The following is a 13,799-nucleotide window of genomic DNA, read 5'->3' as shown; positions in this document are numbered from 1 at the left end:
ACTATTACTCCTTGGTGGAGTTTACTTTAGTAAAAAGCTCTGCCATTCCTGCTAAAGAACCAATAACTGTAGATGCCTCAATAGGCATTAGCACCATTTTGCTATTTTGCGCTGTGCCTATCATCTTTAATGCCTCTACATATTTTTCTGCAATAAAGTAATTAATTGCATTCATATTACCCATTGCAATCGCTTCAGAGACTACTTTGGTCGCATTAGCATCTGCTTGCGCTCTACGTTCTCGCGCCTCTGCCTCTAAAAATGCTTCTTGCCTTGCTGCCTCTGCTCTTAAAATTTGTGCTTGTTTATCACCTTCAGCTTTTAAAATTTCTGCCTGCCGATGTCCTTCTGCAGCTAAAACTGCTGCCCTTTTATCACGTTCTGCCTTCATTTGATTAGCCATAGCCTGTACTAAGTCTTGTGGCGGTCTGATATCGCGTATCTCAATACGAGTAACTTTCACTCCCCAAGGATTAGTTGCTAAATCTACGATATGCATTAAACGATTATTAATTTCATCTCGTTGACTTAACATAGCGTCTAATTCTAAAGAACCTAAAACTGTCCTAATATTGGTCATAGTTAAATTACGAATAGCATGTTCTAAATCGTCTACTTGATAAGCAGCCTTAGCTGTATCTATTACTTGAAAAAAACATACTGCATCAATAGTAACCATAGCATTATCAGATGAGATCACTTCTTGAGGCGGTATATCTAACACCCGCTCCCGCATATTTATTTTATAGGTAACCCTATCAATAAAAGGGATGATTAAACCTAACCCGGGATGTAGCGTATGGGTATAACGACCAAATCGCTCTACGGTCCACTCCTCAGATTGCGGTACCACTTTAACGCCAGCTAGTACAAATGCAATCGCAAATATCACTAATAAAACTAAGGTAATTAATGCTTCCACGGTTCACTCCACTAATTTGCAGTAAAGTCAATTTAACAATAACCTTAGTGCTTAAGTTAACTTAACTTTTAACAATATCCCACTAGAAACAAATTCTATATTAATTCTTTATCTGCCTTAATAAGCTTATAGTCGAGTCCTTAAATTATTGCAAAACCCTTTTTTTATGCTATAGAAATTAATAACCAAATTAGTTGGAGCAATCATACCATGGCCAATAAGCAATTTGCTGATAGGCTTAATAGAGAATTAGATAATATAGGCCTTCCATTGTTAACAAATGAACGCGTTGAGGTATTTGCTAAGTTATTAAAAGTACCTAAATTTAAAGCTGAAGCATTCTTAAATGGCGCCGCTGTTCCCGATACTAGCTTATTACATGTTTTAGCGGACGAACTAGAAGTAGATGCTGAATGGTTATTAGGAAAAAGTGATCAAAAAAAGAGAAAAGAAGACTCTTAATTATAATTATTCCTTCACTATTACTTATCCTTGGAACCTCTGTTTGGAACTCTTTGGCTTAGCGTGTTTTTCGATATATTGAATAATTTTACCAGCAATGTTGATATTGGTTGCCTTTTCTATTCCTTCTAGACCCGGTGAAGAATTAATTTCTAAAATTAAAGGCCCATGATTTGAACGAATTAAATCAACACCAGCCACCTTTAAACCCATAGTTTTTGCTGCTCCTACCGCAATAGCTCTCTCCTGAGGTGTTAATGACACTTTAACAGCCTTACCTCCTTGATGAACATTTGCACGAAACTCACCTTCTTTTGCTTGGCGCTTAACAGAGCCTACTACTTTATCGCCTATAACAAAACAACGTATATCTGTACCTCGCGATTCTTCAATAAATTCTTGTACTAAAATATTGGCAGACATTTCTTTAAACGCATTGATAATACTTACTGCAGATTGATGACTATCTGCCAAGATAACGCCTTTCCCTTGTGTTCCTTCAAGTAATTTAATAACTAAGGGCGCCCCACCTACCATACGCACCAAATCCTCTGTATCATCCGGCGATTGTGCGAAGCTTGTTAGGGGCATAGGCAAGCCCTTACGTGCTAATAATTGTAAAGCACGAAACTTATCCCTTGATCTTGAAATAGCGATTGATTCATTTAAGGTATACATTCCCATAGTTTCCATATGCCTAAGTACTGCGGTGCCATAATAAGTAATCGAAGAACCAATACGAGGAATTACAGCATCATATTGAGGAAGAGCTTCACCACCTCGATAATGAACCTTAGGGCAAGAAGTTGCTACATTCATATAGCAGTAAAGAGGATTAATAATACTAACTTGATGGCCTGCTTCTTCTCCGGCCTGCTTTAAGCGTTGATGGGAATATAAATTAGGATTAGTGGCTAAAATCGCAATTTTCATAAGAGTTAATTCCTAAATAATTTTTATTGCGGCTACTACCACAAATTAATTTCTATATTTTGCACAAAACAAAAATTTAAAAACTTATAAATAAACACTTCATCAATATCTTGCTGGTTTTTATATAGACTTATTGCTGATCCACATTGCTTAGCATATAGCTAGATTGTTGCATTTGTGGATAAGCTGCAAGACATCACCATCAAGAGATTAAATAGTTTTTAATTTTTTGTTCTTTACAAGATTTCCTACATTTATATTCTTACGCCTTAATAAATAACAACATTTGTAAATTTATTAAGCAGCATTATAAATCTAAGTATAGCTTGACTAATATTCTTTAAACGTAATTAGCCAAGCTTTAATAAATAACTCAAGTATTATAAATTGTTCAGTAAAGTCAAATTATAGCCTTTACAATGCAAAAGGCTACTTATTTGTTAATCCTTAACCCACTAAAAGTTGATAATCTTTGGCAAGCAATGTAGCTTGATGGGGGGTAGTAAAAAATGCACTTAACTCGCCTTTAGGATTAAAAAGCATAACAGCACCACTATGTTGCATATCATAATTTTCTGAATCTTTAGTATTAGCTAAAGCAACTTTACTATAAGCCACACCCATTTCACGTGTCATGCGCTTTACTATTGCCTCATCACCACGGGCACCATAAAAATGGGTATCAAATTGCACAACATAATTTTTTAGCTTCTCTAACGTATCTCGGTTAGGGTCAATTGAGACCATCACAACCTGTGGTAGAGGTTTTACCTTATCTTGTTCAAGGATACGATACATTTTAGCTAATTCACCCATTGTAGTTGGACATAAATATCCACAATTGGTAAAACCAAAAAATACCATAGTCCATTTACCCTGTAAGCTTTTGTTATTGAAAGGCTGATTATCTACGCCAACTAAGCTAAATTGTTGAATTTCACGTGGCTTTTGCAACAATGTGCCGTGAAATTGATTAGGGTCTACCTTTTTTTCTTGATGTATAACGTTTGATACAGTTATACCTGCTAATAATGCTATAAAAGCAAACACACTACCTAATACTACTTTATTTTTCATTGATAAATTACTCCCCTAAGCATCACACCTATTAGACTGCTTTAAAAGTTTCCATTGATGGTTAATCTCAGCCAAAAAAATAGTTGAAAAACGCAACGTTTATTGTGGTACACAAATATTTCTCAGCTATTTTCTTAACTGGCCTTGTCACGTTACTAACCTTTTCTAAAGAAGTCTATTTTCTTAAGTTTAAACGTTGAACTACATTTAAAAATCTTATTGTTTATTTCAATTAAACGGTATAGTGATCCAGTAATAAAAAAATAAACAACATCATTAAATAGACAATAGAAAAGCGAAAGGTACGCATTGCAATACTAAGTTCCTCTCTTAAATAAAGAAGAATAGCCCAGTAGAGAAATCGCCCGCCTAATAAAAGTGCGCCAATTAAATACAAACCACCACACATACCGACTACAAATGGCAGCACACTTACTACTAAAAGCAAAATGGTGTAGAGTAAAATATTTAACTTAGTAAATCTCACACCATGTGTTACAGGAAGCATAGGAATGGCCGCATGTTTATATTCATCAAGGCGATAAATTGCTAATGCCCAGAAGTGAGGTGGCGTCCAAGTAAATATAATTAAAACCAGTAACAGGGCTTGTGGATCTAGTTGATTGGTAATTGCTATCCAGCCAAGTAGCGGTGGTGCGGCACCGGCTAAACCACCAATTACAATATTTTGTGGGGTTGCTCGTTTTAGATAACCGGTATAAATTCCTGCATAACCTATAAGCGTAATAAAAGTCATAACAGCTGTTAATAAGTTAACAAATTTTATTAAAATGAATAATCCAATTACACTAAGCATTAAGGCAAAATAACACGCTTGTTTGACAGAAACTCGCCCTTGAGCAACCGGTCTTTTATTTGTACGTTGCATTAATGCATCAATACGTTTATCGACTAGATGATTAATAGCAGCAGCGCTACTAGCACAACAACCAACGCCAGCTAAAGTTGCTATTAAGGTTGACATAGGTACCCAACCAGGTGTAGCAAGGAACATCCCTACTACCACAGTCAATAACATTAGGGCAACAACTCGCGGCTTACATAATTCTAAATAATCGCGCCATACTATAGGCAATAAAGTCGACTCATGAGGAGACATTATTTACTCCCTTTTGAGTAGTAAAATAAAGCAAAGATAGACAAGCTGCTAATAATAATGCAGCAATGCCATTATGTGCAACAGCCACGCTTAAAGGTAATAAATAAATGACATTTAATGCACCTAAGGTAATTTGCATAATAATTAATAAAATAATTAAAGCAGCTACAGTACGGACAGGTTTAGCTTTTATTTTCCACAAAATTAAGCTACACAGAGATAACATATAAGTTGCAACAACAATTGCTCCAACTCGATGAATAAACTGAATGGTAACCCTTACTTCATTATCTAGTAAGCCACCTTGATAATTAGCCCCAACAGGTGAGAATAAATAGAAGCCTTGTGCTAAATGTAATGGTACAAGCCACTGCCCATTACACCTTGGAAAACCTATACAGGCAATACCAGCATAATTAGCGCTTACCCAACCGCCTAAAGCGATTTGGCAAAAAACTAGTCCAATACCTAAGCTAATCCAAAATTGCCATAGGGGCGATTGCTCTGCATACTTAGCAACATGACTTAATTGGACTCTTAAGCGCAGAAGTAAAGAAAAAATTAAAATACCACCCAACAAATGAGCCATCACTACAATAGGTAGTAGCTTTAAAGTAACTGTCCACATGCCTAAAGCGGCTTGAAATAAAATCAATAACATAAGCACTAAAGGTAAAATTTTTAGTGGTAAATGGCTTTGATACCATAATCGTAAATTATAAAAACCTAATGAGAAAACAAGTAAAGCTAACAAACCAGCAGCGTAGCGATGAATCATCTCAGTCCAAGCTTTACTAGATTCAATAGGGATTTGTGGGTACTGCAATTGGGCTGTGTCTAGAGCTTTCTTAGCACTTGGTAGAACAAGATGACCATAGCACCCAGGCCAATCTGGGCAACCAAGCCCTGCATTGGTCAAACGAGTGTAAGCTCCAAGCATTACCACTATTAAAGCAAGTACAACTGCCAACGTTACAACATATAACTCTAACTTTGATCTCTTAAACATTAATTATCTTTCTCCCGCATGTAATAACTGCTGCAGATCATGAAAAATATCTTCTGGCTTTGTTTTTGATTTGTAGGCTAACACTAAATAATTATTAGGATTAGCAATAAAAATACGTCTATGCTTAGAAAGCATTTTTTGGCTGTCTTGTTGTTCTTTAGAAATTAAAAGTAAGTGAATATCTTGCTCACGCAGGCGATCATGAAGTGAATTTGGAATTTGACTTTCCTTATTCATAATAATTAATTCATCTACATTTAACAAACGTCTACCTAAAGCGAGTCGGACACGCGCTAATTTATCAATTTGCAGTAAACAATTTTTATTACACTCACCTGGGTTCCATAAAATGAGACGCCATTTTTGTTGCTCTTGGATATTTTCCAAACGTTCAGGAGGATTTAATAGCTCTCCTTTATTAACAGGATGCCCTTGTAGCCACTGCGGATGAATATAAAATAAATAAGCTGCTATTCCAGGAAAAACAAAAATTAATGCTAATATTATTAAAGGAATAAATTTATATTTTTTTAGTTTCTTCATTACTGTTCTTAAAACTTAGCCCAATCAAAATTAACCAACTAACTACAGCCATGGCAAACCACTGTAACGCATAAGCTTGATGCCGTGTTGGTGACATAGAAATAACTGCCCATTCTCGAGTGTAGCCATCTCTTTCCAATTTATTTAGGCGAATGATAAATGGATAAACAGATTTATGCAAAAATTGGCTAATTTTTAGAGGATCTATTTGCTCTATAATAGCTAAATTTGGTGCTTTCTCTTCTAAAATTTCGCCTAATGACCAATTTTTGGAAGAAGGATAATAAACTTGCCCTACTAATTGCAATGGATTTTTTGGTAATGAGATATTAGGCAGTTTTTGCCGATCTAAATCACCTTTAATCCAGCCACGATCAATTAAGATGACCTGCCCATCAACGAGCTCTAATGGCGATAGGACATTGTAGCCAAACTGGTGCTTGTAGTGTTGATTATCTAATAAAAAAGTTTGTGCTAAATATTGTCCTTTAATAATAATCTGCTGATACTGCTTAGGCTGTATACCCGTCTGCCACCTAATAGGAGCTTGCACCGCTAAATGTCTTTCAGCTTTAACCATCGACTTTTTTTCTTCGGCACGGTTTAATTGCCACATTCCTAAATAAATAAATAAGGAACTAACTAAAATAACACCTAATGTCATTGGCCAATTAAAGGTGAAACAACGATTAAAACAAGTTAAACTGGCCATTATTTTTCCTGAGTGAATAAATTGATTAAATAAGTTTGAGCCTAGTTTGAAAGTCGTTAGAAAGAGCCAAAAATCAATCTCTTTTGACCACCTTAGTAGACTTTGCAGCTAGGTTCTTAAGTAATTAGCTATAATCCGGATGAATTTTATCTATATCATCCTTAAAGCTAAAGATTTATAGTAAATCTAGGAGTATAACAAATGTTCACAAAAATTTTTATTATTAGTGTTATGTTGATTATTTTAGCTGCATTAGGTAGCAGCTTAATTTTTTTAGTCCGCGATGAAGGGAAAACAAAGCGAACTGTTAAAGCTTTAACCTGGCGTATTGGATTGTCTCTTGCCTTATTCCTTTTTTTATTTTTAGCATTTAGCTTTGGTTGGATAAAACCACATACAATTTAGCTATTTCCAGTTTAAGTCATAGCTTATTTAGAAAATGTAAGTTTTAAACGACCATTGGTTTTTAATACTAATTATTTGTAGGTAATTTTGCAAAAAAGTGCTTAATATTGCTTTTGAGCTTTATATTGTGCCATCTATTTGTTTTAACTACTCATAGTGAACAATTTGTAGGGCTTAAATCATTGTTTAAGTAAAATAGTATTTATTTTCTTCTTGACTTCTATCGATATTTTAAAAATTTATTTTCATTAATTCTAAGCAAAATGAATTTTTCCTTGCACTATTTGAAATTTTGTGCTTATAAATAAGTTTCAAAGGAAAAAAATGTAACAAGGAGCCGTCATGAGATCCAAGACAGAAGATCTTGTTGGGGAAACGGAACTTTCTGAAATAACGCTCTCTAATACCCTTATCCAAGAAACTTATGAAAATGAACAAGATAACCTACAAAAAATAGCGTTAACACAGGAACATCTCTCACAAATCAAGAAAAATCTTTCCGAAATTATTGATGTCTTATCTAAAAATAAAAGTATTGTCACTAAGGCGTCAGAGTATTGGGGAGAACTACCCTTTTGGCAAAAAATAGTTGGCGGGGCCGTATTAACCGTGCCGACTCTTACAGCTGGGCTTGTTGCTCAACTAGGAGCATTGTTAGCACTAAGTGGTGCAACAGTTGCTGTTTATGCCACAGGTAGCATTATCCTTGATGATCATCACCATTATAATAAAAATATAACCGCGGAGCTCAAAAAAGGTATTTTCAGTTTAGCTGATGTATTAGCTATCACGATTACCGCATTAGATAAAATTCGCCTAGATTTAGGAAAAGAAGTCGAAAAATTTAAAGAGCAAAATGAAAAGCTAGCTGATAATGTTGCTTTGCTCAATGATAGGCTGAGAGTATTAAGCGATCAGTTAGAAGTTTTTATTGAAACTGAAAAATTGTTGCGTGCAACTCAAGAAAAATTAGAACAAGAGGCCGAACGGCTTAGACAAAGTGCTTTAGAAAGTGAAGAATTATTAAAGAAAAATGAACTTGAATTAACTCAAGTTAGAAAAGAATATGAGAGAAGTCGTCAACAGCTTAATGAAAAAGTTGCTGAATTATGTGATCTTAACTCTTCTATGGAAATAGAAGTTAAAAAAGCTAAAGAGGTCGCTTCTACTTTACAAACTACAGTTAAAACTTTATCAGGCGCTGTGATTGAAGATAATAATCACCGAGAAGTATTTCAAAAGAGGATTGCTAAAATAATTGATAATAGCGACCAAAATGCCTTACTTATTAATGATAAAGTACAAAAATTAGAACAAGAATTAAGAGAAGTTAAGGAACAACTAGAGCAAAGTAATAATCGGTACCAAGAATTGTTAGATAGACAAGAAAGTCAGGTAATTCGTCTAGAAAAATTAGGAGTGACTGAACTTAAACTTAAGCAAACACCAGAAGAACTAAACAAAATTAATGGAGAACGTGCTAGTTTATTGTCTGAAGACCCCCTAACGGTAATTCCTGGCCCTTCAAGTAAAACGACTAATAAATTTTTAGAAGCTGAAAAAGATGGTATTCATGTTCATGGTATTTATGCTAAATCAAAACCAAAGCCAGCTAATTTAAATGAACTAACTAATACATCTTGTAACAGTATCAAATAGCCGCTTTAAAGCGGCTATTTTTCTTAAATCTTAAGGTGCCGTTACTGTTGGCGTACTACCACCTAATAAACCCATAATTAACAGGACTAAGAAAACAACTATAAATAAGAAGAAAAGCACTTTAGCTATTCCAGTTGCTGCTGAGGCAGCACCCCTGAAGCCAAAAGCCCCTGCAATAATGGCGATTATTAAAAATAATAGCGCCCATCCTAATAAAGACATAAGTAGCTCCTTGCGTTAAAGGAAATATTATAGAATCCTTTGTACATCTTATACGATTCATTCCTTATATTAGCCGTGTTCTTACCCATTTGTAAAATATAAATTATAATGTCAGGCTTATATTTGAAAGTTATTTCTTGATAATAACCATTTAATTTTAAATATAATTTCATATCTACCCCAAGTATCGCTCCTAAAGAATAGGCAAATGAGACACGTAAGGAATTAAATTATGCAAAAGCTTAAAGAAGAGGCAAAATTTTTTTTCGATATAAGCCTTGCTCAACTACTCTTAATTACTTCCTAGTAAGTTAAAATATGGTTAAAATAGGCAATAAAAAAATTAATAATAGGCCATTTGCAAAATGATAAGCCAAGATTAGCTGTATCAGTAACAAAAAATTAGTACCTAAGTATACGCTATGATAGATTTAAATCATAAACGTTCACAAAATATGCAAATCCAACTTTTCGCTGCAGGGAATGAAAGCTTACTTTTAAATAAGCTCTAACAACATAGGAGTTAGTTATGCATAAAACTTTACGTTACTTTCTTGGGCTGCTACTTATTGTGACTACTTACTCAATCTCAGCCGCTGAAAAGTGGATACTTGATAATCAGCATACTTATGTTTTATGGACAATTAAACATTTAGGCTTTTCTTATCAAACAGGTAAATGGTTTGCTGATGGCGAAATCATGCTTGATCCTGACAATCCAACAAATAGCCAGGTCAAAGCAACGATTCAAATCGCTAATGTTATTACAGGCATTAAAGAATTAGATAATCATTTAAAGGAAAAATTGTTTTTTGATACGGCTCAATATCCGGTAGCAACTTTTATTAGCAATAAAATTGATATTGTGAATAAGGATTGTGCTAGAGTTCATGGTATGTTGTCACTACATGGGGTAACCAAGCCAGTTGTATTAGAAGTTGTTTTAAATAAAATTGGCAAACATCCCATGAAAGGACGAATGACGGCAGGATTTTCAGCTACAACTACTATTAAGCGCTCAGATTTTGGTATGACTAGCCTACAAGATGCTTTAGGCGATGACGTAAAAATTGAAATTGGTGCTGAAGCTTATCAAGTTAAATCATAAGGGATTACCATGCAGATTAAAAATACTACCGCACGTTATGGCCTTGTTGCTATTACATTACATTGGTTACTCGCTATTATTGTTATTACTTTGCTATGTGTTGGACTCTACATGACTTCTTTACAACGAAGTCCTTTGCAAATAAAACTATTTGGATTGCATAAAGAATTTGGTATTGTTGTTTTAAGCTTAGTTACACTTAGAATTCTGTGGCGATTTGTAAATATAACTCCTAAATTAACTATACCTCGTTGGGAAAGAGTAGCTTCATTAACTATCCATTGGGCACTTTATATTTTAATGTTTGCAATGCCTCTTACCGGTTGGCTTATGTCATCTGCAGCTGGTTTTCCAGTTTCTTTTTTTGGCTTATTTACTATGCCAAATTTAATAGCTCCAAATGATTATTGGCGTGATATTTTTGCTATTGCGCATGAATTTTTATCTAATATTTTAATTGCTCTTATCATATTGCATTTACTTGGCGCCTTAAAACATCATTTTTATAATAAAGATGATACTATAAGGAGAATGTTGCCATGATAAAGCAGTGCTTAAAAATTATTAGCATAGCTAGTTTATTTAGTTTTTCTCTATCTCTTTTTTCAGCTAATTTACCAAGTTGGAAAATCTTACCTAACCAAAGCAATATAACATTTACTGCTATTCAAAATCATGCTCCTGTTTCTGGCCAATTTAAACGTTTTAATGGAAAAATAATTGCAGATACTGAACACTATCAAGCTAGTGAAATTGAAATAAATATTGATATTGCGTCATTAACAGCTTCTTATCGTGATTTAGTGTCTATGTTGTTGTCAGCAGAATGGTTTGATGTTAAGAAATATCCAACAGCAACTTTTAAAGCTAATAATTTTAAAAAAATTAATGAAAATACTTATTTAGCCACTGGAGAATTAACAATTCGTGATAAAACTTCGCCTTTAACCTTAACGTTTACCTTAGAAAAAAATACTCAAGGCTATGCTATTGTTCAAGGCTATACAACCATCAAACGTACATTCTTTGGAGTCGGCCAAGGCTCATGGGCAGAGACGGATACCATTAATGATGAAGTTAAAATAACTTTTAAAATTGCTGCTCAGAAAGTAACTTAGATCATAATATAACTATCTTATTTCCTTACAAACGCAGAAACCACCCGAAGGTGGTTTCTGCTGAGATCATATTAAAAGCATAAAACTCTTAATTGACCTACACTTTAATTATAGTTAAAGATAGGATATTGTCAATTTTTTGTACTATAAATCTATTAGACTTCTTCGGAAACTGTTAGTACCGAGACAAGATCAACCAAAACAGGCGCTAAAAAGGCGCATTTTACCAGGAATAAGGAAGTATTTTGCAGCATTTTTTTCGTTTGCCATGGAGCGAACATGATAGTTTCCGAAGAATTCTATTATATTCACTAGCCAATTATGAGTCAGGGGGAGGATGTAATGAAGCATAAAAGCAAGGATATTAAAGAAGTTAATGTTACCGACTATAATCTCATTTTAAATTCTATTTTAAATAAAGGCTCTGCATTTACTAATGAAGAACGGGAAGAATTTAATTTATTTGGTTTATTACCTCCTGAGGTGAGCACTATTGAACAACAACGTGCTCGATCTTATGAAGCCTTTAAAAATAAAAACACTGATCTTGAAAAATATATTTATCTACGAGATTTACAGGACTCAAATGAAACGCTTTATTACAGCCTGCTTATTGAGCATATTACCGAAATTATGCCTATCGTCTATACCCCAGTTGTAGGGGAAGCTTGTCAAACTTTTAGTCATATCTATCGTCGTCCTCGCGGTATTTTTATTGCATACCCTGATAAAAACCGTATTGATAAAATTTTAGCAAACCCACGCTTTAACTCAGTCAAAGCTATTGTTGCTTCAGATGGTGAACGTATTTTAGGTTTAGGTGACCAAGGTGCGGGCGGAATGGGGATTCCTATTGGTAAACTTGCACTTTATTGTGCCTGTTCTGGCATCCATCCTAGTGCGACGTTGCCTGTATTACTCGATACTGGTACCAATAATTCCGAACTAATCAAAGACCCACTCTATATGGGTTGGCGACATGAACGCGTTCGTGGTCAAGACTATGATGATTTTATTGATGCCTTTATCCATGCTATAAAAAAACGTTTCCCACATATTTTATTACAATGGGAAGATTTTGCACTGCAAAATGCCACTCGTCTCTTAGATAAATACCGTAATAAATTGTGTACTTTTAATGATGACGTACAAGGAACGGCAGCGATTGCAACAGGTACCCTTTTATCAGCTGTGCAAGTTACTCGTATTCCTTTAGGCGAACAGCGAATAGTTATTTTAGGCGCCGGTACTGCTGGTTGTGGGATAGCTGAGTTAATTATTCATGCCATGATGGAAGATGGGTTATCTGAAAAAGAGGCACGCAAGCGTATTTTTATGGTGGACCGAAATGGCTTATTACTTAACGAAATGCAAGGTTTATTACCTTTTCAGCAAAAATTAGCTAAAACGCGCGATACCATTGCTGATTGGAAATATGAAAATAAAAATATGATTTCGTTGCTAGATGTAATTAAAAATTTACACCCTCATGTTTTAGTTGGCGTATCAGGTCAGCCTGGATTATTCACAGAAGAAATAGTCCGTGAAATGGCTTCTCATGTTAAACAGCCTATTATACTTCCACTATCTAACCCGATTAATCATAGTGAAGCGACTCCTGAAGATTTAATGCTTTGGACAGAAAGCCGAGTTGTTATTGGAACTGGTAGCCCATTTGGCAATATCGTTAAAAATGGAAAACTGTTTCGAGTAGACCAAACTAATAACGTTTATATTTTTCCGGGTATGGGGTTAGGACTTATTTCTGTGCAAGCACGGCATGTTACTGACAAAATGTTTATGGTTGCAGCAAAAGCACTCGCTAATTGTTCGCCAGCAAAAAATGATCCTGAAGCCAATTTATTACCCCCTTTAACCCAAGTTAGAGAGGTTTCTTATCAGGTTGCTTTTGCAGTCGCTAAAGAGGCCGTACGAGATAATTTAGCAAAATCAATGAGCGATGAAGAAATTGAAGCATGCTTAAAAAGTCATATTTGGAAACCTGTATATGTTCCTTATCATTTAAAAAAGTAATTTAGCCAACCTCTTTTAAATAAAGGGCAAGTTCATGTTCAGGCCAGTTCATAATGTTTTTTTGTAGAACTTGCTTAATCTTACCTTCTACCTGCTTAGAAAGGTGAGAATGAACTAGACCATAAAATTGCGATGGCATAATTAAAGTGACAGTATCATATTGATTATGCTTATTAGCTGACTCTAATTCCTCAGCAATCTCATGAGCAAACTTATCAATATTATGTTCAATAGCAGTATTTTCTTCCTCAAAAGCGCCATGGCCTAAACCTCTTACATGATATCGACCTGGTTTATCTGTTTCTAAGTCTTGATTTTTTAGTTTATTTTCTGGGTGATTAATTTCTTTATAAAGCCGAATATCACTTTTTTTATCATAATAATAAATCCGGCAGTCATTGGTATTTGCGAGAATAATCCATTTCATAGTAGCTCCTATTGTTAAAATAATAGTGGCCTTGCAATTAAATATAAT

General features: G+C 34.6%; 16 protein-coding genes. 7 read left to right on the top strand and 9 right to left on the bottom strand.

Annotation, left to right across the window (positions count from 1 at the left end):
• Positions 1-4 precede the first annotated feature (4 nt).
• A complete protein-coding gene (locus ACNVED_RS03145) occupies positions 5-922 on the bottom strand; it encodes an SPFH domain-containing protein (RefSeq protein ID WP_419420311.1) in 918 nt (305 codons plus the stop codon).
• A 210-nt stretch (positions 923-1,132) separates the two neighbouring features.
• On the opposite strand from ACNVED_RS03145, the gene ACNVED_RS03140 reads away from it, so the two are divergent.
• Positions 1,133-1,384: a hypothetical protein gene (locus tag ACNVED_RS03140; RefSeq protein WP_419420310.1), complete on the top strand. Its 252-nt coding sequence runs from the start codon at positions 1,133-1,135 to the stop codon at positions 1,382-1,384.
• Between the two features lie 24 nt (positions 1,385-1,408).
• On the opposite strand, the gene rimK is transcribed toward ACNVED_RS03140, so the two are convergent.
• From rimK to ACNVED_RS03110, 6 genes are all read right to left on the bottom strand, one after another.
• The gene (gene rimK / locus ACNVED_RS03135) at positions 1,409-2,317 is read right to left on the bottom strand and encodes a 30S ribosomal protein S6--L-glutamate ligase (RefSeq protein ID WP_419420309.1); all 909 of its coding nucleotides are present in this window, start codon (positions 2,315-2,317) and stop codon (positions 1,409-1,411) included.
• A gap of 447 nt (positions 2,318-2,764) precedes the next feature.
• On the bottom strand, positions 2,765-3,394 hold the full coding sequence (locus ACNVED_RS03130; protein ID WP_419420308.1) for an SCO family protein: 630 nt from the start codon (positions 3,392-3,394) through the stop codon (positions 2,765-2,767).
• A gap of 232 nt (positions 3,395-3,626) precedes the next feature.
• Positions 3,627-4,514: a heme o synthase gene (gene cyoE / locus ACNVED_RS03125; protein ID WP_419420307.1), complete on the bottom strand. Its 888-nt coding sequence runs from the start codon at positions 4,512-4,514 to the stop codon at positions 3,627-3,629.
• Positions 4,501-5,523, bottom strand: a complete 1,023-nt coding sequence (locus ACNVED_RS03120; RefSeq protein WP_419420306.1) for a COX15/CtaA family protein — start codon at positions 5,521-5,523, stop codon at positions 4,501-4,503. Before ACNVED_RS03120 ends, cyoE begins: the two co-directional genes overlap by 14 nt.
• Before the next feature lie 3 nt (positions 5,524-5,526).
• A complete protein-coding gene (locus ACNVED_RS03115) occupies positions 5,527-6,066 on the bottom strand; it encodes a hypothetical protein (RefSeq protein ID WP_419420305.1) in 540 nt (179 codons plus the stop codon).
• Positions 6,044-6,778 carry an SURF1 family protein gene (locus ACNVED_RS03110; protein WP_419420304.1) on the bottom strand — a complete coding sequence of 245 codons (735 nt, stop codon included), beginning with the start codon at positions 6,776-6,778 and terminating at the stop codon, positions 6,044-6,046. The genes ACNVED_RS03115 and ACNVED_RS03110 overlap by 23 nt, the downstream gene beginning before the upstream one ends.
• A 201-nt stretch (positions 6,779-6,979) precedes the next feature.
• Here ACNVED_RS03110 and ACNVED_RS03105 point away from each other — a divergent pair, with 201 nt between their 5' ends.
• Positions 6,980-7,183 (top strand): twin transmembrane helix small protein, encoded by a 204-nt coding sequence (locus ACNVED_RS03105; protein WP_419420303.1) that lies wholly within the window; start codon positions 6,980-6,982, stop codon positions 7,181-7,183.
• A gap of 342 nt (positions 7,184-7,525) precedes the next feature.
• Positions 7,526-8,842: a LegC2/C7 family Dot/Icm T4SS effector gene (locus ACNVED_RS03100; RefSeq protein ID WP_419420302.1), complete on the top strand. Its 1,317-nt coding sequence runs from the start codon at positions 7,526-7,528 to the stop codon at positions 8,840-8,842.
• A gap of 30 nt (positions 8,843-8,872) precedes the next feature.
• Here ACNVED_RS03100 and ACNVED_RS03095 read toward each other — a convergent pair whose 3' ends face one another.
• Positions 8,873-9,064: a DUF1328 domain-containing protein gene (locus tag ACNVED_RS03095; protein ID WP_419420301.1), complete on the bottom strand. Its 192-nt coding sequence runs from the start codon at positions 9,062-9,064 to the stop codon at positions 8,873-8,875.
• A 529-nt stretch (positions 9,065-9,593) separates the two neighbouring features.
• Here ACNVED_RS03095 and ACNVED_RS03090 point away from each other — a divergent pair.
• From ACNVED_RS03090 to ACNVED_RS03075, 4 genes are all read left to right on the top strand, one after another.
• Positions 9,594-10,172 carry a YceI family protein gene (locus tag ACNVED_RS03090; protein ID WP_419420300.1) on the top strand — a complete coding sequence of 193 codons (579 nt, stop codon included), beginning with the start codon at positions 9,594-9,596 and terminating at the stop codon, positions 10,170-10,172.
• 9 nt (positions 10,173-10,181) lie between these two features.
• Positions 10,182-10,715, top strand: coding sequence for a cytochrome b (locus tag ACNVED_RS03085; protein WP_419420299.1), 534 nt, complete (start codon positions 10,182-10,184; stop codon positions 10,713-10,715).
• Entirely contained in the window at positions 10,712-11,290 is a 579-nt protein-coding gene (locus tag ACNVED_RS03080) for a YceI family protein (protein WP_419420298.1), read from the top strand. Before ACNVED_RS03085 ends, ACNVED_RS03080 begins: the two co-directional genes overlap by 4 nt.
• Positions 11,291-11,632: 342 nt before the next feature.
• Entirely contained in the window at positions 11,633-13,324 is a 1,692-nt protein-coding gene (locus tag ACNVED_RS03075; protein WP_419420297.1) for an NAD-dependent malic enzyme, read from the top strand.
• A 1-nt stretch (position 13,325) separates the two neighbouring features.
• On the opposite strand, the gene ACNVED_RS03070 is transcribed toward ACNVED_RS03075, so the two are convergent.
• Entirely contained in the window at positions 13,326-13,751 is a 426-nt protein-coding gene (locus ACNVED_RS03070) for a host attachment protein (protein WP_419420296.1), read from the bottom strand.
• Between the last annotated feature and the right edge of the window lie 48 nt (positions 13,752-13,799).

It is taken from the genome of Legionella sp. D16C41, assembly GCF_048541585.1.
Taxonomy (GTDB): domain Bacteria; phylum Pseudomonadota; class Gammaproteobacteria; order Legionellales; family Legionellaceae; genus Legionella_C.
Note: the sequence above shows the minus strand (reverse complement) of the source record. Positions and strands in the feature narration are given on the sequence as shown.